Origin of the sequence: Pseudomonas reactans (assembly GCF_013385825.1) — a bacterium.
In the GTDB taxonomy this organism is placed as follows: Bacteria; Pseudomonadota; Gammaproteobacteria; order Pseudomonadales; family Pseudomonadaceae; genus Aquipseudomonas; species Aquipseudomonas reactans.
The window spans coordinates 154,578-176,487 of sequence record NZ_JACAPG010000005.1 but is presented as its reverse complement, the minus strand read 5'-3'; the positions used below and the strand labels follow the sequence as shown (position 1 = coordinate 176,487).

Sequence of the window (21,910 nt, the reverse complement as noted above, 5' to 3'; positions counted from 1 at the left end):
GTTAAATAACAACAACAATAAAAACGAAGGTCGCCCATGGCCGAACCCTTGGCTCACGACACCCTTATCCAGGAATCCTGGCGCCGTTGCCGCGCCTTCGGCCTGGACCACCAGAGCACGCCCAGCTTCGACCAACTCCCCGCCGAGGGCATCAGCCAATTGCTGGAAAGCCAGCACTCACTGGTGCAGACCACCCATCAGGAAGTGCTGCCCTACTACGAGAACATCCTCAGCAATTCCAATTGCCTGATCATGTTGGCCGACAATCAGGGCCAGGTGCTGACGAGTTGGGGCACCCAGCGTTTTATCGAGCCCAAGCTGGCGCGCGGCTTCAACCCGGGCGCCAGTTGGATGGAGCGCTCCAGCGGGACCAATGCCATCGGCACCGCGCTGGCGTGTGCCCAGGCGGTGCATATCGAACACGATGAACACTTCCTCAAGGCCAACCGTTTCATGACCGGCTCTGCAGCGCCGATCTTCGATGCCCAGCGCGAGATCATCGCGGTGCTGGATGTGTCCAGCGACAGCTACCTGCCGCCCTCCCACACCCTGGGCATGGTCAAGATGATGAGCCAGACCGTGGAAAACCGGCTGATCCTCAACCTGTTTCGCGGTGAGCACTTCCAACTGACCTTCAACACCGGCCTGAGCAACCTCGACAGCCAGTGGGCCGGCCTATTGATTTTTGATGAGAGCGGCCAGGTGCTGTCGGCCAACCGGCGTGCCGACAACCTGCTGGGCATCAGCTTGTCGCGGGTGATGATCGACAGTTTGTTCAAGGTGTCATTGCTGGAGTTGTTGAACCAGCCGGAAGGACTACCCTTCTCCCTGCAAGCCGCGGGACGCAACCGTTTCCAGTGCTTGCTCAGACGCCCCAAGCAGATGCCGGTGCAGGCACGCGTTTTCACCGAACCGACGCCACCGAAGCCGGCGCCGATTGGCCTCAAGACCTTGCATTTTGGCGATGTGCGCGTGGAAAAAGCCGTGCGCCAGGCCGAACGTTTATTGGAAAAGGACATTCCGCTGCTGATCCACGGCGAAACTGGCGTGGGCAAGGAAGTGTTCGTCAAAGCCCTGCACCAGGCCAGCTCGCGCAGCCAGAAGGCGTTTATCGCGGTGAACTGTGCGGCGATTCCGGCTGAGCTGGTGGAATCGGAACTGTTCGGCTACGAAAAAGGCGCCTTTACCGGCGCCAATCAGAAAGGCAGCATCGGCCTGATCCGCAAGGCCGACAAGGGCACGCTGTTTCTCGATGAGATCGGTGACATGCCGCTGCCGACCCAGGCCCGTTTACTGCGGGTGTTGCAGGAACGCTGCGTGCAGCCGGTGGGCAGCAGCGAGTTGTTTCCGGTGGACTTGCGCATCATCTCGGCCACCAACCGTGCGCTGCGGGATTTGGTGCAGGCCGGGCGTTTTCGTGAGGACTTGTACTACCGCATCGGCGGCCTGACCCTGGAACTGCCGCCGTTGCGCGAACGCACCGACAAGCAGGCACTGTTTCAGCAACTGTGGCAGCAGCACCGCGAGCCGACGCAATGGGCGGGCCTCAGCGCCGAAGTGCTGGCGTTGTTCGAGCAGCATCCGTGGCCGGGGAACCTGCGTCAGGTGAGCAGCGTGTTGCAGGTGGCGCTGGCCATGGCCGAAGAACAACCGATCCGCGCAGAGCATCTGCCGGATGATTTTTTTGTGGACTTGAAGGTGGAGCCGCCACTGCCCGCCAGTGAATACCTGGATGACAGCATCGACCTGAACCAGCGCTTGAAGGCGGCCGGCGGCAACATCTCCCACCTGGCGCGGGAGCTGGGGGTGAGCCGCAACACCTTGTACAAGCGCCTGCGCCAGCACGAAAGCTAACGCGGCTTGACCACCACCAACAGGTCGGTGAAGTACTCCACCTGGATCGGTAGGTTGTCTGCCAGTGACGACAGCGCCGCCGCCGTGTCATCCAGTTTGAACACGCCGGACACCCGCAGGTTTTGCAGGGCCTGGGGATCGAAGCGCAGCATGCCGTGGCGGTAGCTGGCGAGGGTTTGCAGCACCTCGCTCAGGGGTTGGTCATTGACCTTGAGCAGGCCACGGGTCCAGGCGTCCGGGTCGCTGTTGCCGATGGATTGCGGCGGTTGGGCGCGACCGTGGTCGAGGACCGAACGCTGGCCGGCGGTGACCTTCACACCGTCACTGGCATCACCTTGGACCGCGACGGTGGACTCGATCACCGTGACCACCGTGGTGCCGTCCGCCGCACGCTTGACCAGATAACGCGTGCCCAATGCCGTGGCCGTGCCCTGGTCGGTTCGCACCACAAAAGGCCGTTGCGCATCCTTGGCCACGTCCACCCAGAGTTCGCCTTGCAGCAGGTCGATGACCCGTTGATGGCCGTCGAACTTCACGTCCACCGCCGAATTGCTGTTGAGCTGCAACTGACTGCCGTCTTCGAGGGCGATCTGCCGACGCTCGCCGACACCAGTGCGTTGGTCGGCCATCCAGACCGGCAGGTGTTGCAAGCCCAGCCAGCCACACAGGACTACGCCGAGCAAGCCCACCACTTGCGCACCGCGCGGACGTCGTGGGGCGAATGCGCGGTTCAGGGCCATGCGTGCGGGTTTGGCCGGCAGCGTATCGAGGCTGCCCCAGAGTGCGCCCATGCGTTCGATAGCCACGGCGTGACGCGGGTCGGCCGACCGCCAGTTGTTGAACGCCTGGCGGTCGGCTTCGGTAACGCCTTCGTCGTGCAGGCGGGTCAGCCACTGCGCCGCTTGCTGGATGATCTGTTCGGAACTCATGCCAGCGGGTCTGCCGGGTGCAGGCTGTGATAACAGTGCACCAAGGCGCTGGAGATATAGTTTTTGACGGTGCTGGAGGACACGTCCAGGCGCGTGGCGATTTCGCTGTAGGTCAGCCCATCGAGGCGACTCAACAGAAACGCTTCGCGCGCCTTGGCCGGCAACCCGGCGAGCATTTCGGCGATGCGCTCCAGGGCTTGCAGTGCCACATGAATCGCCGCCGGGTCGGGCATGCCGGCGTCTTCGCACTGGATCACCAGGGCTTCCATGTAGGCTTTTTCGATGCGTCGACGACGGGCGCCATCGATCAGCAACCGCCCTGCCGTGGTGGCCAGGAACGCGCGCGGCTCTTTGATCTGTTGGGGTTCGGCCAGCATCAAGACGCGGATGAAGGCGTCATGGGCGAGGTCCGCGGCATGCTGGGAACACCCGAGTTTCTTGCGCAACCAGCCATGCAACCAACCGTGGTGCTCGCTGTACATCGCCGTGAGGGTCTGCTGCCGAACGGAATCGCCCAGCGCGGCCGGAATGTCATGCATGCGCAAAAAGATCTCAAATGGGAATAGTTGCCAATTGCGCAGACAATGCCAGTAAAAAGGGGTTTGGGCAAGGGCTCAGCGCCAGCTCCAGGAGACGCCGGTGTAGATGCCACGGCCATCCGCCGGGGTGGAACGCGCGACATCCAGGCCTTTATCGTCGTACCCCGGCGTGACGGTATTGGCGTAACGCCGGTTGGTGAGGTTGCGCAGGTCGACCCAGGCTTGCCAATCCTGCTGGGGGGCGTCGTAGCCGAAGGTGGCGCCGAGAAGGGTGTAGGACGCGGCGTAGTAGGAATTGGCGTAGTCCACCGCCACTCTTGATGAATGCTCGGTGTTGAGGCTGGTGTAGAAACCGGTCGGATGGCTGTAGCGCACTTGCGCCTGATAGTAGTGCTTGGGAATGCCCGGCAAGGTGTTGTCGCCGAAACGGTCGTCATCGCGGTAGTGGAAGTCGCTGAAGGTGTAGGCCTGGCGCAGGGTGAGTTGGCCGTTGCGGCCGCCCTCCCACAACGGGCTCAGCAGGCTCAACTCCACGCCCTGGTGAACCGTCGGGCTGGCATTGTTTTCAGCGACGATGGCGTTGCTGGTCGACGTCTGGGCCTGGGTTTCCACGGTGAGCAATTCGTGGCGTACTTCGGAGCGGTACAGCGCCAGGTCCCACTGGCCGAGCCATGCTTCACCACGGCCACCGATTTCCAGGGTGGTGGCGGTCTGGTTTTTCAGGCTCACGCCTTCGCGTTGCAGGCCGGTGGCCGCTCCACTGCCGGCGGGGAAGTATTTGTTGGAACCCCAGATCATCGACCACGCATGTGGCGGCTCGACCGAACGACTCAGGTTGCCGTACACCTGTAATTGCGGGGTGAAGTCATAACGCAAGCCGACACGCGGCGCATAGTCCCAGTCATGTTGACTGAGCGGCGCCTGCCCTTCTGGATAGGTGACTTGGGTCTCGCGACGCGTGTAGATCGCCGCCAGGCCGGTGGTCAGCCACAGGTCGGGGACCAGTTCGAGGTCGTTACCGATATGCAGCACGGTGTCGGAACCCAGGTAGCTGTAGTCACGGGTCTTGGTGCCCGGCGCGTAGGTTGCCGTGTTGCCGGCCGGCGTGCGCACATACTCCGACGCGCCGTTATTGGGCATCGCCTGGGTGGTGCGCAGGCCAACGGTGGTTTTGCTGTCGTGGCCGAACAGCGTGTCCTGGCGGATGTAATTGAGGGTGCTGCTGATATCGGTGTAGGCGACTTTCAGCCGGTTGGTGCCTTCGCGCAGGTCCATCGGGTAGTCGTGGTACGCCAGGCCGACTTCGACCCGGGCATTGTCATCCAACTGCAAGGTGGTCTTGTTGGCGATCCAAGTGGAGCCCGGTTGCAGGCGCTTGGAATCGCGGGCGGCGTTGAGGCTGTTGGCCGCGCGTGGGTCATGGCTGATCTGGCTGCGCGTGAGTTTGCCAGGGGTGTCGTTGGTGGTTTCGCGGTAGCGGAAGTAGAAGCGGGTTTCCAGGTCCGGGCTGAACCGGTAGCCGAAGTTGGCGGCCACGCCCTTGCCGGTGGCGGCACTCTGCCGTTGGTAGCCGTCGGACTCGGAGTCGGTGAGGCTGATGTAGTAGTCGGCATCCCCGAGCACCTGGCCCGAGCTGATTTCGCGCTGGGCATAACCTTTGCTGCCCGCTTCATAGCGCAGTTGCAGCTTGGGCGCGTCGTAGCCGGTGCGCGTCACGTAGTTGACAGCGCCACCGAGGGCCAAGGCGCCCTGGTCAAAGCCGTTGGCGCCACGCAGCACCTCGACGCGGCTTTGCCACAGGGGGTCTTTCAGCTCATAAGGTGTGCCGCCAGGGCCGGTCAGCGGCAGGCCGTCGAACATTTCGTATAGGCCGGAGGCATGGGAACCGGGGCTGCGGTTCAGGCCCGAGCCACGAATCGAGAGCTTCACCCCTTCGTTGTTCGCCGCCTTGGCGTACACCCCGGCCTGGTATTTGAACACGTCTTCGTTGGTGCTCACCCGTCCCTGCTGCACGCTGTCCATGTCGATGTAATTGGTGCCGCCGGGCACGCTCTTGAGCTGCGCCTCGGCCACTTCGCCGGCGCTGGCTTCGCTGCTGGTGACTTCGACCGGGGCCAATTGCAGGTCTTCGGCATGCACCAGCGAGCTTAACGTCAGGGCGGCAAACAGCAACGGAGGGTGGCGCAACAGCATCGGGCAGGTCCTTGGAATTCGGGGGGCACGTGGTGGGAAGACTGGGACGCCCACCAGGTCACTCCTTATTAACGGACCAGACCCTTCCGACAACAGTGTCGGATCGGGATTCTTTGCTAAGTCCGAAATCGAATTACCACATGCAAACTCAGTATTTAAAGAAATAACCGCCACGCATTACTGTGGAGTCACTGAGTCGCCCACGTACCCCGAGATCGTCCCCATGCAAGTATCCGCCACTGTCATCGACTTCACACTCCACCGTAAACGCCGCCAGGCGCGTGCAGCGGCCGAGTTGATGTGGGCGATGTACGCAGCGCGTGCCGGACTGGCGGTGTTTACCGCTCAAGCCGCCCCGTCCAGCGATACGCGCCGGGCGTAAGGCCGATGAATTTCCTGCACGTGATTCCCGAACCACCTGAACCGCTGCCCAAGCCCGGCACCGACGACGATGCGATCAGCCAGTGCGTCGCCCACAACCTGCAGCGCCTGCGCAGTAAACGCCATTTGTCCCTGGATGGATTGGCGCGCGCCTGTGGCGTGAGCCGGGCGATGCTGGCGCAGATCGAATCCGGTCGTAGCGTGCCGTCGATCAAGGTGCTGTGCAAGATTGCCAAGGGTCTGAAGGTGTCGGTGGCGGCGTTTCTGGAGGACCGAGCATTTGAGGGGGTGGAGGTGCTGCCGGCGCAACAGAGCAAGCGCCTGGTCAGTGCCGATGGTGCGTTTATCAGCCGAGCGTTGTTCCCCTACGATACGGCGCGCCAGTCAGAGTTCTACGAGATCCGCCTGCGGGCGCTGGGCGAGGAAATTTCCGCAGGCCACGGGCCCGGTATCCAGGAAAACCTGGTAGTGGCCCAAGGGGTGTTGGAGGTCAGCGTCAACGATGAGCGCTACCTCCTTGCTACCGGCGACTCGATCCTGTTCTACGCCGATCAGCCCCACCGCTACCGCAACCCGGCAGACAGCGAGGCGGTGGCCTTCCTGGTGATCACTTACCCCGAGCGCCTGGATTGACCTGGATTGAAATGCAAAACGCCCCGAATAATCGGGGCGTTTTTTATTGCGCCGGACCTATCAGCAGGTGCAGCACATCATCGGCATGCCGTTGCAGCTCATCATCATCGGCATGGCGCAGTCGTTCATCATTTTGTTCATCAGCATGCAGCAGCTTTTCATCATGTCCATGCTCATGCCCGGCATTGGCATCATTTTGCACATCATGCTGTCACCCATCAGGGTGCATTCCATCACGCACTTCATCATCGGCATTGGCATGCCCATCATTGGCATCATGTTCATGCCCGTCATCATGGCCATGGCATCGGCCGACATGCACATCATCGACATGTTGGCGCACTGCATCATCACCGGCATGCCGCAGTTCATCATCATCGCCATCATTTCGGCATTGGTCTTGAACTGAGCCATGTCCATGCCGGCGGCCGGCTTCATGGTGCACATCATGGCGTCCGCGGCCATTTCGCATTTCATGGTAGCCATCATCATCGGCATGCCCATCATCGGCATCATTGGCATGGCGGTGTTCATTGGCATCTGCATGGCATTCATCATCTTCGAAACTCCGTAATCGACAGGAAATGAGTAAGTTCTGGCGCCGATTCTAAAGCCGGAGAACGGCGGCACAAGACGGCGGCAGAGCAGCAGGAATGGGTGTTCGGAGGGAAGCTTAGTTGAATAAAACAGTGACATTGGATGTGATAGTAGACACTTGGACGCTATTACATCCGACGCGATTGTTAAGAGAGCCAAACCGACGCTATGGATATTCGCCATAGGAATGTCGACCAACGTTATGGAAATAAACGTTCTAACAAGACGCGCTTAACGTGTAGGTCGCATCAGCATTTGCATCAATTCATCGGCTTCCGACCCTGGCGTAAGCCTGAAACCCTCCATTTCATCCGTCGCCAGGATCTCGCGCAGAGCATCGAGCAACTGCACCTCGGTCGGCGAATCACGCAGGAGTTTGTCCGCAGGCAACAACAGTTCGGCGCAAACACCCTGAACACTCGCCGCGTCGATCACTGCAAACAGGATAAAACGCAAGCGTATTTCTCTTTCAGTAGGCCAAACCGTTTTTCGCTTACCCATGGTAAAGGCCTCAGATTTCAGAAAAATCCGAGGCTATTGATGAGCGTGAAGTGTTTCAAGCATGGGGCGTCAAGATAGGCCGAGTCCTACATAAAAAAGGGAAACACCATACATTTATCCTGACGCTGACCCGTTTACTGCACCGGCAAAAAATTCATCAGCAACAGACTCTGCGCATAGTTCAGACCAATGCGCCGGTAGCGCTCATCGAGCATCTGGGTCAGCAGGTCAAGGCGCGCGACAATCTTGCCGAACTCCACCGCAAAACTGAGGTTGCTGCCCTCCTCCGAGATCTCATTGGAAAACAACAGCAGAACGCCATTCGTATCCTGGCGCTTGCTCAGCAGCCAGGTGGCCTTCTCGATATTGCGCGCGGCATTACTGACAAACTGCGGATTGATCGAGTCGGTGATGTAGAACTCGGTACGTCCACCGTGGGCGGTCACGATCATGCTGCCGATGGCATAGATAAAAGCGCCGACCCGGTCGCCCTTGAAGTCCGGCCCCAAGGAATAGCTCAGCGCCGCCAGATCACGCCGATCGCCCAGCGCGGGGAGGGATTGACGCTGCTCAATGGCCTGGCGAATCTTGCGCGCTGCCGTCACCGCGTCCGGGTACCCCGACTGCCGCCACTGGCTGGGATTACGCAGATAGAGCTTGTTCATCAACACATACAGGCTTTGCAGATTGTCGCGCATGCCCAGCGTTGCCATGCGATCGACGCTGGTCTGGAAGAACTCATCTGGCTTGCCATTGCTGAACTGCTTGGCGATATCCCGACCCTGTTGCTGGCTGCAACCGCTGGCACAGAGCATTAACAAGGCTGCCAGCAGCATGGGCTGGTACATTCGTCGACTATTGAAACAAGGAAACGTGCGATCCATCGGCACCCGATCTGGTTCATCTGCCCACGCGGGGGATCGGCGGGGCTGGGACAAGGATAGAGCGGAGAATTCCAGAAAAGTGCAATGGCTGGGGTAGATAGTTGTAACCAAAGACCGCTGGGCAGATGAATGGGCTTGATTCTGAATAATTCTATTCAGTCTCTATACTCATTAAAACGGCAGTACATAAGGGTGACGGCAATGAAACATCCAATTCGTGCGCAAATGGTTGTTCAGATGATTTGCCTGCTTTCGGTGGCACAGCTTTTTTGCTGAGCTGCGTGTCATCGCTTTAATACCCAGCTGCAATTGCGGCGGTGGAAGGTATTGTCAACGACCCACCTGAACCTGGCCCGACATTCGAATGCCGGGCCAGAACATGCAGCTACAGCAAGACGGTGGCCAGCATGCCCAGAGCGCCCAGGCAAAACCCGATCAATGCGCCTCGCCCGGGAAACTCCTGGAACAGCGCCCAGATCACGATCGGTTCCAGCAGCAATAACGACGTCACGGAAACCACCGTGACCACCCAGATATCACCGACCGCTAGATACCCCAGCCAATAAGCGCCCAACAGACAAAGCCCCGCGAAGCACATCACCACCACCGGCATGATGAACGCCTGCCATGAACCGTCACTGGCTTGAGCCAACCTGGCGGTTACCACCTCACTGTAGATTGCACAAAACTCACCAACGATCATCAATCCTAGAGCAGAAACTCCGAGTAATTCTTTGGACATATCAAAAACTCCTTCGTATTCAACGCACTGTTTTTCAACTCCCAGCGGGCAATGCCGCTACCGAGGGTTTCGTCGCAGAGATACGAAGCAGCCTTGAACAGGCCTGAATTGCCGAAGTGCTTTTGCATGCTCATGTCCTTATATCAGGGGTGAGTCTCGGCGCCTCGATAAGGCGCTGGCTCCGATCATACGGTTGGCCGGCGGTTTTGAACACTCGGGGCATAATTGGCATGAACGGCATTAAAAATGTGCAATCCCCCTAGCCGCCTTACGTGATGATCGGGCTATGATCGGCCATCTGAACCGGACGCCCTATGCCCCATGCCTGTTGACCTGCAAGCCCTTTATCCCAAACTGATCCACTTGATGCTGGATACGGTCTTCGTCGTCGACAGCGATAACCAGATTGTCTTCGTGAGCGATGCCTGCGAGGCCCTGCTCGGCTACCGTGCCCAAGAGCTGACCGGCACCCTGATTACCGACTACATGCACCCTGAAGACCTGGCGCGCACCCGCGCTTCCATTGTGCGGGTCATGAATGGCCAACCCCACGTCGACTTCCGCAATCGTTACCTGCGCAAGGATGGCAGCGTCGTGCACATTCTGTGGGCGGCCTTCTGGTCCAAGGATGTCGGTGCGCGGATCGGTGTCGCGCGGGATGTGACGGCGCTCACCCAGGCCGAGGAAGAATTACGCTTTCTCGCCCATCATGATCCGCTGACGGCACTCACCAACCGATCGCTGTTCAATCAGCGCCTCGACAGCGCCCTGCACACCGCAAAAACTCATAACCACACCCTCGCGCTGTTGTTTCTGGACATCAATGACTTCAAGGGCATCAACGATGTACATGGCCATGCCATGGGCGATCGCGTGCTCTGTGTGATTGCACGACGACTGGAGCGCTGCGCGCGCGAGAGCGACCTGGTGGCGCGGATGGGCGGGGATGAATTCACGGTGCTGATTACGGATACCCCGTCGCAGAATGCAGTGGCCGAAAAGGTAGAGCGGATACTGGCGGTCATGGCGGAGCCGCTGGGTGCCGAGTTTGGCGGGGTGAAGATGCCGTCCTGCAGCGTCGGCGTGGCGTTTTACCCAGCGGATGGGGAGGATGCGGATACACTGTTGAGTCATGCGGATGGGGAGATGTATCGGGTCAAAAGGTTACGATGCAACTGACCGACAGACCGGCTGGCGATGACTTTCTTTAATGACCTAGCTCGAACGCTGAGCAATCGCCAATGACACACCAAAGGCCACAAGTAGGCCACCAAACAACCGGTCAATCCAATGCCGGGCGGCCATCAGCTTCTCACGCACCCGCCCGGCGGAGAAGCACAGCGCGACCAGGCTGAACCACGCGACGTGTGCCCCCGCGATAAACACGCCATAGGCCATCTGCACGGCTACGCCCGTCTCCGGTCGCACCACCCCCATGAACAGGCTGACAATGAAAATCGCGGTTTTAGGATTCAACGCATTGGTCAGAAACCCGGTACGCAGCGCCGCCAGATCGGACAAGGCCGGCGCCGGTGCCTCGGCATGCTCACGTGCTGGCGTGGCACGCAACATGTTGATGCCCAAGTAGACAAGATACGCCGCCCCAGCCAGCTTCAATGCCGTGAACAGCCAAAGGCTTTGTTGAAGCACCCATCCTAGCCCCAGCAGCGTATAGCCCACATGTACCAGCACACCCATTCCAATTCCCAGTGCCGTGAAAACGCCTGCGCGCCGGGACAGTAGCAACCCGTTGCGAGACACCATGGCAAAATCCGGCCCCGGGCTGACGCACGCCAACAGTGTAAGGGTGATTACTGCTATCCATTCGTTCATGGTGTACCTTGAGAAATATCGATCATGGCCCATGATTTTTCCAAACTCTAACGACAGGCACTAACGATGTTTTCTAAAGAAAAAGGTGATTCTGAATCGTCTATTTCTAACCAGCGCATGCCCTCTTTGCTTGCCCTGCGCTGCTTCGAATCTGCCGGGCGGTTTGAAAGTTTTGCCCGTGCGGCAGAGGAATTGCACCTGACGCCCGGCGCCATCAGCCGCGCGGTGCGCTTGCTTGAAGAAGACTTGGGCGCTGACCTGTTCGACCGACGTAACCGCAAGGTTTTTCTAACGGATACCGGAAGACGCCTCGCGAAGGCGGTCAGCGAAGGGTTTGGATTGATGAGCCACGCCGTGCGCGAGATCCGCACCGAATCCCGCCGCGCACGACAGCTTGTTCTATCCTGCGAACCCACCCTGTTAATGCGCTGGTTGATTCCGCGCTGGAGCGACTTCCAGGCACGTCAACCAGGGCTGGACATTCATTTGGTGGCGGGCGGTGGCCCGTTTTCGTTCGACCAGGGTATCGACCTCGCCATCCGGCGTGACGACTTCCCCCGCCCTCCCGGCTATCACGCAGTAGCGCTATTCCAGGAAAAGGTTGGCCCTGTCTGTCGGCCGGATAAAGTCAGTGCGTGGTTCGACCCAAGCAAGGGCATTCTGCACCCATCGGCTCCACGGCTTCAGACGAAAAGCCGGCCAACGGCGTGGCAGGAATGGGCAACGGCAAGAGAACTGCCGACCCCGGTGGTGGAGACGCAAGTATTTGAGCACTTTTACTTCAGCATCCAGGCGGCTGTAGCAGGTCTCGGGGTTGCCATCGGCCCCTGGCATTTAGTGCGCGACGATCTCGAGAACGGCGTGTTGGCTGCGCCCTTGGGATTCGTTGAAGACGGCTCAAACTATTGCCTGCTGTCTTCGGCTGAGCCGGAGAAAGGCAGCGTGGAAATGGCGTTGCTTGAGTGGTTGCAGACGGTGGGCTGATCAAGTCGCGGAGAGGTATCAAGGTGCGCCAATGATTGCTCCCCTCCTTCCACTGCAAAAAAATAGCATCGCAGCACGCACTCTAAGGATCGCCTGATTTTCTCAGGTGCGCGTGATCGATAGGGTGGCCGTCCATCTTGCCTCCATCATGGCCGTCAACAAAATGTGTGTTTCAGAAAAACAACGCCGATTACGTGCACTGTTGAGAACCGTAGCCGCGGTAATTTTTGTCTATTCAGCGAATACCTTGGCGGCGAGTTGCTCTTTCACCCAAGGGCGCGTTTTCACAGCTAATTACGCCGCCGCGCCCGTTGCCTTGACGGTCCCTAGAGATGCGCCCGCCGGTACGGTGGTTTACGAAGAGTCCATCACAGCACCCTCGCAAGGTTTTAACTGCCCTGGTACATCCCCTTTTGTCTTTACCCTGAATCCAACGTTCGGTAGCGTTACCACTGGCAATACCTTTCCTTTGGGTAAGACGGGACTATCGCTCAAAATCAAGAACACAGTGAACGGCTATTTAACTGCAGACAGATTTCTCAGTGGAAGTTTCGTGGACGTCGCCAGGCAATACACCCTTGAGATTATTAAATCAGGTGAACTGTCATTGAAAAATGAGGTTCCCGCAGGCAATCTGGGGGCGCATCGGTACGGAGACCTTGACCTTGTGAGGATCAACCTGGCCAATCCGATCATCTTGAACGCCGCGTCCTGCGAGACCCCGGATGTCTCTGTTCAAATGGGCGATGATTATTACCTGCATGAATTCAGCACTGTGGGCGATACGTCTCAAGCCGTTAAATTCAACATTGGCCTTAACCAATGCCAGACCGGTATCCAGAAGGTCACTTATTCCCTTAAAGCCACTTCTCAAGTGATTGATCCGCAGCAGGGCATCGTAGCGTTGAACGCCAGCTCAACGGCCAAAGGCATCGGCCTGAAACTGATGAACGACAGCGGTCAACCCATCGCCCTGGGCACCACTTACCCATTCAATGGCTTCAATAGCACGGGCACCAGCTTCAACATCCCGCTTTCTGCGGCTTATTACAGGCTGGCTGATGGCGAGCTGAAAGCGGGCACTGCAAACGCATCGGTAACCTTTGTGATGAGCTATCTGTAGCACGCTCAGTGTCGGCACGGGCTGTGTCAAAACGTAAAAAGCCAATGCCCCGACAGGTCGGGGCATTGGCTTTTGTAGTCTTGGATAAACCCGCAGGGCTTTTAAGCCTTACGGGCCCACCTGACCTCTCTGGACCAGGAAGCACCCGCAGCGGGTCTGCCTATATTATTTGGCTTGGCGAAGCACAAGCTGCGACAGACGAGTCTTCACGCGGAAGCAGAACTCACGAATTTGAAATTGATAGGCTGGCATGACCATATAGTTCAAATCAGCACCCAATGAGTCCTTGATTTCCATATATTTAGCGGTCTTGGCAGCAATGGCTTGGTATTCCGCCTCGTATTTAACGTAAGACGGCTTGTTGTAAACCTTCAAAACATCCAGCTCTTTACGGCATTGTTCGGCGCGGGTTGTTTCTGATTCTGGCTGAGCGGCTTCTGGAGCGCCGTGAACGGCGGTGTCAGCACTGGCGTTCGCAGGTGTATTGTCATAGCGCACAGTGTAATTGGGTGCTGGCGCAGGTGCGGCTTCAGGTGATGCTTCATGGACGACGGCAGGAGGTGGGGTCACTTCAGTTTTTTCTGGAGTTTTCGTAGCGCATCCCGCGAGGGCAAGTCCTACCACTACAACGATGCCACACATTTTATCCATCGGTTTCACCAAGAAGTAATTATGGTTGGCTGAGTCGTTAGGTTCTGGGTAAAAGCAATAGCTCACTCAATGATCGAGTGTAAATTTTCTACCAGACTCAAGGCGCTCAGCCTCTCTTCCTTGAGCGCACAGACGAGTAATAGTAGTAAAAAAACAAAGAGATGACGAGTAAAAGCTCGATCGCAGAGCAGATGCGAAGGTCAATGCAATTCGTGCAACCGCCAAGCCCTTCAAATAGGCAAAGGTAGTCAATAGCAACGGCCCTGAATGGGCCGTTATGATGTAGGGCATTAGGACTTGACCCAATCCAAGTCTACCGGCCCCTGGATACCGTCAACCTGGCCCTTGCTGCTGTGTTGCCACCACTCCCAGCTTTTACCCTTGGCGCTCCAGGTTTCAGGCACTGTGGGCTGAGCCACTTCCCAATGGGCAATCCACAGCGGGCACTCACTGAAATCGTACTTGCGCCAGGCCACGCGGTTACTCCAGATGCTGGGAGAGGTGTAGATGTGCGGGTATGCCCCCTCCAGCAGCGAAACCCTAATCAGCGTCACCAGCTGAAACAGGGCATCGGCCATCTGATCCGGGCTGGCCGCCTCGTTGCGATTGGTCTCGACATCAATGACCAGGATATCCCGCTTGGCGTTGAACGCCACCTCGGCCAGACGCCCCTTGATATTGGTCAGTTGCTCGCACGGCGTACTGCTCAACGCACGAAAATAGTGATAGACCCCGGCTTTCAAACCGTTTGCCTGCATACCCTTGAAGTTCGTGGCAAACTTTGGGTCGGTGTAGTCTCCACCCTCTGTCATTTTGGCGATTGCATGGGTAATGCCCGCACCCGCAACGCGGGTCCAGTCAATATCGCCCTGCCAGCGCGACACGTCGATGCCCCGCGCATTTTCGTTCTTAGTCGGTTCGTTGCAACTCATCTGTGGGTTCCTGCAGTGGATGTCGGGTCGATTCTTTCATCGACACACATCAGCAATGCACTATTGGAATACCGCACACCACCCGGCGATAACGAAATAGCAGGCAAAAAAATCCACATTTTTCGGTTTGATAAAAATATGCCCAAAAGGGAGTCCGGTTCCATGCAAAACCCTTCCGAGTAGCCCTCGACATTCTAGTAGCCCGCTCGTCGCGCAATACGGTTGCACTCCTGATGAGGTTTATCCGGCCAACAACGGAGCCTAGGATTAGCACGAACGAACCTACAGTCGCACTGCAATCGTCTGGATCAACCCTCAAGCCAGCGACCTGCAGGTCAACGAATTCGGACACTCACACCCCGAGGAAAACTGATCGGGTAGTGGGGCTAATTTTTCGTGCCTGAGCCTTGGAAACTACGGGTAACACAGTCAATAAACAACTGGTGTAATTTGCTGTTAAAACGCACCCAATAGATCGTCATTAGTGCGTCTCACCATGAACCAAAAATTTCCCCCTCGCTCATCCAATGCTTGGTACTGGATCGGCAAACTCACACCGCCGCAGCTCTTGCTCACGTCGGTTGCGCGCGAAGCGCTGTTAAACTCAATGCAAGCAAACGCGCTTGTCCCGCTGACGCTGCTGACCTCCCCCGCCGGCTTCGGTAAAACCACCTTGCTGATGCAATGGCACATAGCGATACACCAGCAAGCGCCGAAGGCCCTAGTAGCTTGGCTATCAGTGGACGAGGCCGATTCAGACCCCAATCGTTTCCTCGCGTACCTGATCCTCGCCCTGGACCATGCTGGCGTTGCGCTGGCGCACTTACCGCGCCTGGCAGCCTCGCAAGCCCTGGACGTGCAGCCACAGCGCACTATCCAGGCGCTGCTGAGAGCACTTGCAGAGGAAGATCGATCAATTACATTATTTCTGGATGATTATCACCTCGCTGCCAGTCCCGAGGTGGGTGTGCTGCTAGGTGTGTTAGTGGAGCAAGCCGCGCCGGGGTTACGTTGGGTGGTTGCCAGTAGGACGCGCCCAGACTGGCCGCTGTCCTGCTGGAAAGCCAAGGGTTGGGTGCATGAAATCAGTGCACGGGAGCTGATCCTGTCCCTTCAGGAGGTGCGGGGCATTCTGGGCGAGGCAGTGGATGAGAACGACCTGCGCCGAGTGCATATTGCTACCGAGGGATGGGCCGTGGCGGTGCAGTTGGCGCGCCTGTGGCGTACCAGCATTGATGGCTCAGCGTATGGTTTAACGGCATTCTCCGGGGGCGTGACGGACGTTGCGAACTACCTCACCTCACATATTTTCAACAGCCTGTCCGCGGACTGCCAATCACTGTTGCTGCAGACCTCTCTGCTGCAACGTTTCAACGCCGATTTGGCCGATGCGGTGCGCGGCCGCCATGACAGCGCAGACCTTTTAAGACAACTGCACCACCTCGACACGCTACTGATTCCCCTGGACCCCGAACGTCAATGGTTCCGCTACCATGCATTACTACGTGACTTCCTGCGCCTGCGTATAGACAGTCATCAGGCTCAGGTAATCCACCGCGCTGCCGCACATTGGTTGGCACATCAGAAGGACTGGAGCCAAGCCATCCATCACGCGCTCAAGGCGGGCGACATCCCACTGGCGGTCAACCTGGTAGTCAGCGCAGGCGGCTGGGAACTGGTGCTGCACCATGGCATTCGTTACGCCCAGGGTTTATTGAGTCAGTTCGACGCCGTTACGTGTAACACCCAGCCTGACCTCCTGCTGCTCCAGGCCTACCTGCACGCCAAACAGGGTGATCACAAACTGTCAGCGCAACTGTTGCACCTGGCCCGGGTCTCGGTGATCGGGGATGCACGACTCGCCCGCGACTTTCACGTTATTCGAACCCTGGCAGATGCCTATCATGACCGTTTTGAGTGCCTCAATGCCGATATTGTGAGGTTCCAGAGCAGCCCCTACCCCCTCGACCAAACCCTCGCACAAGCCACGCTGGAGTGTGTGCATGCACTGGCGGCTCTAACTCGCGGCGAACTGGTATCAAGCCTGCAAACCATCAGGGACGCTCACGTCAAAATGCGCGTGATCGCCAGCCCGCGTGGCGAGAATTACTGCAGAATCCATGAGGCACAGGCTCTGGCGGTATCAGGCTTTATCAACGAAGCCAACACACTGGTGGACGAGGCACTGGCATTCGCCGACGGCCATTTTGGTCGAGAGAGTTCGTTGCGGGCACTGGTCGGCTGCTTCAAGGCACGCCAGCTGTATTGGCAAGGAACCTGGTCCGGAACCCAACCCTGGCTGGATGACGGCTGGGCCGCGTTGGAACACGCCGATGGCTGGCTGGATGTGATCGCGGTGACGGCAGAGGTAGCATGGCGTACTCGGTTACGCAGCCATGGGTTGCATGCCGCACTACAGGAGCTAAGCCATGTGGACCAACTGGCGCGCGCGCCAGTGGCCACGGTTATCACGCCTGGTACAGGCCTGGTCTATCGACGCCCAGGTACAGAGCGGGCAGTTGCACGCCGCTCGCCAAGCGCTCCTGCAGGCCAATCTGGAACAGATTGCAGATCAGCGCGAAGACTGGCGCAGTCAGGAAGCTGCCAGCCTGGCGTTGGGCCGCTTGCAGTTACTCAGCGGTTGCTCGGGGGCCGCATTGACAGGCCTTCAACGAACCGCTGAAGCGATGGAGAACAAAGGCTTGCGTCTACCCGCCTGGCGCTTGAGGTTGATGGCCTTGGCCGCAGCGAGCAAAGGCCAGCGGCTCCAATCCGATGAACTCGATGTGGCCCTGGCCCCGATCATTCAGTACGCCCTGCCCGGCCTTCTACTGGAAGTCGGCCCCTGCCTACTACCGGCATTGGAGGCCTACTCCCAACCCACAACGCTATTGCCGACAATAATCACGCGACTACGCGGCTGGCGTTCGCACCCAACGCCGGTGCACATGGCCCTGAGTGGCAAGGAAACCCAGGTACTGGAGCTGCTTGCCAGCGGTCAATCCAACAAAGCCATCGCCCTCGCCCTGGATATCTCCGAGAACACGGTGAAGTTCCACCTCAAACACCTGTTCGCCAAACTGGGCGTGGACAATCGCACCGCGGCAATCAGCGCTGCGATACGTCAAGGGCACCTCAACACCACCGTTTAAGTCACCAACCTACTCAGGCGGGTAGGTCTTACTGCCTGTTGGCCAGTGACCTACCCGCCCCGCCCGTGGCCCCCCTTCAACACCCTGCCTAGCATCGTGACCATCAGCAATGAGGGACGCGATGCCGTCCTTCTCCTGCTTCCGACAAGACACGATCCAGGAGACGAACCGTGCAGAAAAGCCGAAAGACCGTGCGCGTAGCCACCGATGTGGGTGGCACCTTTACTGACCTTGTGTATTTCGAAAGTGATCCCGCCACCGGCCGGCAGACTATTCGTACAGCGAAGGTGGACACCACGCCGCCAAACTTTGCCCAAGGCATTCTCAACGTTATCAAAAAGGCACGGGTAACGCTCTCGGAAGTCGACTTCCTCGCCCACGGCACCACTGTCGTCATCAACGCGCTTACCGAACGACGCGGGGTCAAGACCGCGCTGATCACCACCCGAGGCTTTCGCGATATCTTGGAAATCGCCCGGGCCAACCGCCCTGACTACTTCAACCTGAAATGGGTCAAACCCGCGCCTTTTGTTCCGCGCTACCTGCGCAGGGAAATGGTCGGACGCCTGCACACCGATGGCCGTGAGCGCGAGCCATTGGTGCTGGACGAGTTGCCCGCCATCATCGAAGCCTTCCGCGCCGATGGCGTGCAAGCCATCGCTATTTGCCTGCTGCATGCGTATGCCAACCCCGGTCACGAACAGGCAGTGCTGGCCGAAGTGAAGCGGCTGTGGCCAGAAGTATCGGTGGTCGCTTCACACCAGATCACCCGTGAATGGCGTGAGTACGAGCGCTCCAGCACCACGGTGCTGTCGGCCTACGTGCAACCGATCGCGGCGCGCTATCTCGATGAACTGGAGGCGGGCCTGCGCAGCGGAGGTTACGAGGCGCCGCTGTACATCATGCAATCCAATTGCGGCGTTGACAGTGTGGCCCACGCCAGGGACATCCCCATCACCATGGTCGAGTCGGGGCCGGCCAGCGGCTTTTGGGCCGCTGCCGAGCTGGGGCGCTTGATCGATGAGCCCAACCTGCTGGGGCTCGACATCGGGGGCACCACGGCCAAGTGCGCGCTGATCCGCAACGGCCAGGTCGCGATCAAAACGGACTACTGGATCGAGCGCGACCGCCTCAATGCCGGCTACCCCATCATGGTTCCCGTGGTGGACTTGGTGGAGATCGGCAACGGTGGCGGCTCCATCGCCTGGGTCGACGGGTTTGACAAGTTGCATGTCGGCCCGCAATCAGCGGGCGCCCTGCCTGGCCCGGCGGCGTACGGCAACGGTGGCACCGATATCACGACCACTGATGCCAACCTAGCACTCGGCCGAATCAACCCGACGTACTTCTGCGGCGGCGAAATTGTCGCCGACCTGCAAGCAGTGGCGGATGGCTTTAGCCTTCTGAGCGAACGCCTGGATCTGCCTGCCGATGAAATTGCCCGTGGTGTGGTGCGCCTGGCTAACAACAATATGGTCAACGCGCTGAAGTTGGTGTCGTTGAGCCGCGGCCACGATCCCCGGGACCTGACCCTGATGGCTTTTGGCGGCGGTGGCGCGCTGCATGCGGTCGCCCTGGCTCAAGAGCTGGGTGTCAAAAAAGTCATAGTCCCACGCGGTGCCTCGGTGTTTTCAGCGTGGGGCATGACGCTGTCGGACTTGCGCCGCGACCTGTTCATCAATCGTTTTGTCGATACCACTCAGCCGCATGCACAGGCGCAAACCCAGGTATTCCTGGATGAACTGATGGCGTCGGCCCGCGAGCAATTCATTGCCGAAGCAGTGCCGCCGGAGCGGGTCGAATTAAAGGTGCATTGCAAGCTGCGTTATCAGAACCAGGAACACTCGGTGGAAGTGCCGCTGGACGCTGACGAACAACTCGACCGCGACTGGGCACACATCGAACACCGCTTCCACACCCTGTACGAGCAGCACTACACCTATTGCCTGGACGCCCCCGTTGAGATCGTCGGCTTCCACCTGGTCGCCACTGCTCAAATTGACAAGCTGATTCCCGAAGCCCTTGCGGTGACCGGGCGCACGCTGGAGGCCGCACGCAAAAGCCATCGCGTCGTCGACTACGCCACGGACGGCATCCACGAAGCGGCCATCTACGACTACGCCCTGCTAGAACCCCAGATGTGTTTCGACGGCCCCGCCATCGTCGAAGACGCCGGCACCACTGTGGTCGTTCACCCACACAACCGAGTGTACGTAGACCGTCTCGGCAACCTGCACATCACGATCAACGGCTGACGGGAGTTTCACCATGCATACGCTTGATATCTTTACTCGCGACATCATTCAAAACTCGCTGCAAGCCATTGCTGACGAAATGTTCGTCGCCATGCGCAAGGCCGCCATGAGCCCAATTATCTATGAGGTGCTGGACATGGGCACCGGCATCACCGACGCCAACGGTGAAATCGCCAGCTCCGGCGCGGGTATTCCGGCCTTCGTCGGGGTGCTGGACAAGGCGGTCAAACAGATTCTGCTCCAGCATGCCGGCCCCAATGATATCGAAGACGGCGATGTGTTCATCTGCAACGACCCCCATAGCGGCGCAGTGACTCACCTGAACGATGTGGTGCTGGCCATGCCTGTGTTTGCCGAAGGTCGGCGCGTGGCCTGGACTGCGAACATCGCGCATTGGAACGATGTGGGTGGCATGGTCCCCGGATCGATGTCCACTCAGGCTACCGACATCTTTCAGGAGGGCCTGCGATTGTGCTCGGTCAAGCTTATCAGCCGTGGCCAACCTATCCGCTCGGTACTGCAGATCCTGCGGGCCAACACGCGCATGCCGGACTTCATGGAAGGCGATCTCTGGGCTGGCGTAGCAGCAGTACGCGGCGGGGCCTTGCACCTGCGTGAGTTGACGACCAAATACGGCACTGACCTGTTTTTGCTGGCGATGCAGGATTTCATGGACCTGGGCGAAAAAGTATCGCGCAAAGCCCTAGAAGAACTGCCCAATGTCAGCCTTTCCTTGGTGGAGCCGCAAGACGACGGCAGCCTGTATACGGTGTCGGTGCAGATCTATGACCGTACAATGACCGTGGACCTGCGCGACAACCCCGATCAGTGCGCCGGGCCCACCAACCTGAGCCGGGATGGCGCAGTGGTTGCGGCCCAGATGGCGTTCAAAGCCCTTACGACCCCGCAAGGCATCACCAATGGGGGCACCTTCCGCCCATTGAATGTGCTGACGCGTCCAGGCTCGTTATTCGATGCCCAGCCGCCAGCTGCTGAAGGGTTTTACTTCGAAAACCTGATTCGTGTGCACGATCTGATCTTGCGCTGCCTGGCCCAGCATTTTCCCGACCGTTTGCCGGCGGGCAATTTCTCTTCGGTCTGCGCCACCGTTATCGGCGGCCGGCATCCGGATACCGGTCGGCTGTTCACCCTGGTGGAGCCGGAAATCGGTGGCTGGGGCGCCGAACCCGGACGTGATGGCAACAACGCCGTTTACTGCGGCCTGCACGGCGAGACCTACAACTGCCCGGTGGAAGTCTGCGAAGCCCGTTACGGCCTGTATGTCGAGCGCATGGCACTGAACGATGAGCCGGGTGGCCACGGCCAGTTCCGTGGCGGGCGCGGCATCTGCATCGATTATCGCGTGCGGGCCGATGAGAGCTTCCTGACCTGCGGCTACACCCGCTCAGTCGTCCCTCCTTGGGGCCTGCAACAAGGCCTGGACGGCACCCCCAACTACGTGGAAGTGCTGCGCGGCGACAACCCGCCAGAACGCTACGCCATGGCCAGCAGCATCCCTCTCAATGCCGGAGATCTGGTGCGGGTACGCACCGGCGCAGGCGGCGGCTTTGGCCCGCCCGCAGCACGCGATCCAGCTGCCGTGCGCGACGACTTGAGGAATGGCTACCTCGACGCGCAAACCGCCCGCGCCGTGTACGGCGTCATGCCCTGATTCCAACCTGCCGCCGCTCGGCGGCTTTCCATGCGTTCACCTAAAACAATAAGAG

General features: G+C 59.0%; 21 protein-coding genes. 10 read left to right on the top strand and 11 right to left on the bottom strand.

The genetic code is table 11. The features are described 5' to 3' along the window. Positions 1-36 precede the first annotated feature (36 nt). Positions 37-1,854, top strand: coding sequence for a sigma-54-dependent Fis family transcriptional regulator (locus tag HX868_RS05555; protein ID WP_177002178.1), 1,818 nt, complete (start codon positions 37-39; stop codon positions 1,852-1,854). Here HX868_RS05555 and HX868_RS05550 read toward each other — a convergent pair. From HX868_RS05550 to HX868_RS05540, 3 genes are all read right to left on the bottom strand, one after another. Further along, a complete protein-coding gene (locus tag HX868_RS05550) occupies positions 1,851-2,783 on the bottom strand; it encodes a FecR family protein (RefSeq protein WP_177002177.1) in 933 nt (310 codons plus the stop codon). The two genes, HX868_RS05555 and HX868_RS05550, sit on opposite strands and share 4 nt — an antisense overlap. Next, positions 2,780-3,322, bottom strand: a complete 543-nt coding sequence (locus HX868_RS05545; RefSeq protein ID WP_038843667.1) for a sigma-70 family RNA polymerase sigma factor — start codon at positions 3,320-3,322, stop codon at positions 2,780-2,782. The genes HX868_RS05550 and HX868_RS05545 overlap by 4 nt, the downstream gene beginning before the upstream one ends. A gap of 75 nt (positions 3,323-3,397) precedes the next feature. After that, entirely contained in the window at positions 3,398-5,515 is a 2,118-nt protein-coding gene (locus HX868_RS05540) for a TonB-dependent receptor family protein (protein WP_177002176.1), read from the bottom strand. 223 nt (positions 5,516-5,738) lie between these two features. Here HX868_RS05540 and HX868_RS05535 point away from each other — a divergent pair, with 223 nt between their 5' ends. Together HX868_RS05535 and HX868_RS05530 are read left to right on the top strand one after the other, a co-directional pair. Then, entirely contained in the window at positions 5,739-5,897 is a 159-nt protein-coding gene (locus HX868_RS05535) for a hypothetical protein (RefSeq protein ID WP_177002175.1), read from the top strand. 5 nt (positions 5,898-5,902) lie between these two features. Next, complete coding sequence (locus HX868_RS05530; RefSeq protein ID WP_177002174.1) at positions 5,903-6,529, top strand: helix-turn-helix domain-containing protein; 627 nt, start codon at positions 5,903-5,905, stop codon at positions 6,527-6,529. Between the two features lie 60 nt (positions 6,530-6,589). Here the strand turns inward: HX868_RS05530 and HX868_RS30585 are convergent, their stop codons facing one another. From HX868_RS30585 to HX868_RS05505, 5 genes are all read right to left on the bottom strand, one after another. Continuing rightward, positions 6,590-7,087: a hypothetical protein gene (locus HX868_RS30585; protein ID WP_246355491.1), complete on the bottom strand. Its 498-nt coding sequence runs from the start codon at positions 7,085-7,087 to the stop codon at positions 6,590-6,592. A 270-nt stretch (positions 7,088-7,357) separates the two neighbouring features. Further along, positions 7,358-7,627, bottom strand: coding sequence for a hypothetical protein (locus HX868_RS05520; protein WP_095015665.1), 270 nt, complete (start codon positions 7,625-7,627; stop codon positions 7,358-7,360). Positions 7,628-7,761: 134 nt separating this feature from the next. Further along, positions 7,762-8,475 (bottom strand): hypothetical protein, encoded by a 714-nt coding sequence (locus tag HX868_RS05515; protein ID WP_177002173.1) that lies wholly within the window; start codon positions 8,473-8,475, stop codon positions 7,762-7,764. A gap of 421 nt (positions 8,476-8,896) precedes the next feature. Next, entirely contained in the window at positions 8,897-9,214 is a 318-nt protein-coding gene (locus HX868_RS05510) for a hypothetical protein (RefSeq protein WP_016977318.1), read from the bottom strand. A gap of 5 nt (positions 9,215-9,219) precedes the next feature. Further along, positions 9,220-9,381, bottom strand: coding sequence for a hypothetical protein (locus HX868_RS05505; RefSeq protein WP_016977319.1), 162 nt, complete (start codon positions 9,379-9,381; stop codon positions 9,220-9,222). Between the two features lie 193 nt (positions 9,382-9,574). Here HX868_RS05505 and HX868_RS05500 point away from each other — a divergent pair, with 193 nt between their 5' ends. Further along, a complete protein-coding gene (locus tag HX868_RS05500) occupies positions 9,575-10,432 on the top strand; it encodes a sensor domain-containing diguanylate cyclase (RefSeq protein ID WP_177002172.1) in 858 nt (285 codons plus the stop codon). Between the two features lie 36 nt (positions 10,433-10,468). On the opposite strand, the gene HX868_RS05495 is transcribed toward HX868_RS05500, so the two are convergent. Beyond that, positions 10,469-11,086: a LysE family translocator gene (locus tag HX868_RS05495; RefSeq protein ID WP_177002254.1), complete on the bottom strand. Its 618-nt coding sequence runs from the start codon at positions 11,084-11,086 to the stop codon at positions 10,469-10,471. Between the two features lie 66 nt (positions 11,087-11,152). On the opposite strand from HX868_RS05495, the gene HX868_RS05490 reads away from it, so the two are divergent. Together HX868_RS05490 and HX868_RS05485 are read left to right on the top strand one after the other, a co-directional pair. Further along, positions 11,153-12,070 (top strand): LysR family transcriptional regulator, encoded by a 918-nt coding sequence (locus tag HX868_RS05490; RefSeq protein WP_177002171.1) that lies wholly within the window; start codon positions 11,153-11,155, stop codon positions 12,068-12,070. A gap of 106 nt (positions 12,071-12,176) precedes the next feature. After that, on the top strand, positions 12,177-13,193 hold the full coding sequence (locus HX868_RS05485; RefSeq protein ID WP_343048002.1) for a fimbrial protein: 1,017 nt from the start codon (positions 12,177-12,179) through the stop codon (positions 13,191-13,193). 165 nt (positions 13,194-13,358) lie between these two features. Here the strand turns inward: HX868_RS05485 and HX868_RS30580 are convergent, their stop codons facing one another. Next, entirely contained in the window at positions 13,359-13,844 is a 486-nt protein-coding gene (locus HX868_RS30580; RefSeq protein ID WP_218168561.1) for a hypothetical protein, read from the bottom strand. A 290-nt stretch (positions 13,845-14,134) separates the two neighbouring features. Further along, entirely contained in the window at positions 14,135-14,776 is a 642-nt protein-coding gene (locus HX868_RS05475; RefSeq protein ID WP_177002170.1) for a glycoside hydrolase family 25 protein, read from the bottom strand. A gap of 496 nt (positions 14,777-15,272) precedes the next feature. Between HX868_RS05475 and HX868_RS05470 the strand changes: the two genes are divergently transcribed. The 4 genes from HX868_RS05470 to HX868_RS05460 all read left to right on the top strand — a co-directional run bounded on the left by HX868_RS05470 (position 15,273) and on the right by HX868_RS05460 (position 21,855). Continuing rightward, positions 15,273-17,459: a winged helix-turn-helix domain-containing protein gene (locus HX868_RS05470; RefSeq protein ID WP_246355484.1), complete on the top strand. Its 2,187-nt coding sequence runs from the start codon at positions 15,273-15,275 to the stop codon at positions 17,457-17,459. Between the two features lie 19 nt (positions 17,460-17,478). After that, positions 17,479-17,928: a helix-turn-helix transcriptional regulator gene (locus HX868_RS30660; RefSeq protein WP_246355483.1), complete on the top strand. Its 450-nt coding sequence runs from the start codon at positions 17,479-17,481 to the stop codon at positions 17,926-17,928. 170 nt (positions 17,929-18,098) lie between these two features. Next, the gene (locus HX868_RS30655) at positions 18,099-20,183 is read left to right on the top strand and encodes a hydantoinase/oxoprolinase family protein (RefSeq protein WP_177002169.1); all 2,085 of its coding nucleotides are present in this window, start codon (positions 18,099-18,101) and stop codon (positions 20,181-20,183) included. A gap of 13 nt (positions 20,184-20,196) precedes the next feature. After that, positions 20,197-21,855, top strand: coding sequence for a hydantoinase B/oxoprolinase family protein (locus HX868_RS05460; protein WP_177002168.1), 1,659 nt, complete (start codon positions 20,197-20,199; stop codon positions 21,853-21,855). Positions 21,856-21,910: the final 55 nt, after the last annotated feature.

Coding starts and splice junctions, on each gene's coding strand:
- HX868_RS30585 (WP_246355491.1), bottom strand. CDS start 7,087: ATGATGAATGCCATGCAGATGCCAATGAACACCGCCATGCCAATGATG.
- HX868_RS05520 (WP_095015665.1), bottom strand. CDS start 7,627: ATGGGTAAGCGAAAAACGGTTTGGCCTACTGAAAGAGAAATACGCTTG.
- HX868_RS05515 (WP_177002173.1), bottom strand. CDS start 8,475: ATGTACCAGCCCATGCTGCTGGCAGCCTTGTTAATGCTCTGTGCCAGC.
- HX868_RS05490 (WP_177002171.1), top strand. CDS start 11,153: ATGTTTTCTAAAGAAAAAGGTGATTCTGAATCGTCTATTTCTAACCAG.
- HX868_RS05495 (WP_177002254.1), bottom strand. CDS start 11,086: ATGAACGAATGGATAGCAGTAATCACCCTTACACTGTTGGCGTGCGTC.
- HX868_RS05535 (WP_177002175.1), top strand. CDS start 5,739: ATGCAAGTATCCGCCACTGTCATCGACTTCACACTCCACCGTAAACGC.
- HX868_RS05505 (WP_016977319.1), bottom strand. CDS start 9,381: ATGCAAAAGCACTTCGGCAATTCAGGCCTGTTCAAGGCTGCTTCGTAT.
- HX868_RS30580 (WP_218168561.1), bottom strand. CDS start 13,844: ATGGATAAAATGTGTGGCATCGTTGTAGTGGTAGGACTTGCCCTCGCG.
- HX868_RS05550 (WP_177002177.1), bottom strand. CDS start 2,783: ATGAGTTCCGAACAGATCATCCAGCAAGCGGCGCAGTGGCTGACCCGC.
- HX868_RS05540 (WP_177002176.1), bottom strand. CDS start 5,515: ATGCTGTTGCGCCACCCTCCGTTGCTGTTTGCCGCCCTGACGTTAAGC.
- HX868_RS05460 (WP_177002168.1), top strand. CDS start 20,197: ATGCATACGCTTGATATCTTTACTCGCGACATCATTCAAAACTCGCTG.
- HX868_RS05530 (WP_177002174.1), top strand. CDS start 5,903: ATGAATTTCCTGCACGTGATTCCCGAACCACCTGAACCGCTGCCCAAG.
- HX868_RS05555 (WP_177002178.1), top strand. CDS start 37: ATGGCCGAACCCTTGGCTCACGACACCCTTATCCAGGAATCCTGGCGC.
- HX868_RS05475 (WP_177002170.1), bottom strand. CDS start 14,776: ATGAGTTGCAACGAACCGACTAAGAACGAAAATGCGCGGGGCATCGAC.
- HX868_RS05500 (WP_177002172.1), top strand. CDS start 9,575: ATGCCTGTTGACCTGCAAGCCCTTTATCCCAAACTGATCCACTTGATG.
- HX868_RS05545 (WP_038843667.1), bottom strand. CDS start 3,322: ATGCATGACATTCCGGCCGCGCTGGGCGATTCCGTTCGGCAGCAGACC.
- HX868_RS05510 (WP_016977318.1), bottom strand. CDS start 9,214: ATGATCGTTGGTGAGTTTTGTGCAATCTACAGTGAGGTGGTAACCGCC.
- HX868_RS05470 (WP_246355484.1), top strand. CDS start 15,273: ATGAACCAAAAATTTCCCCCTCGCTCATCCAATGCTTGGTACTGGATC.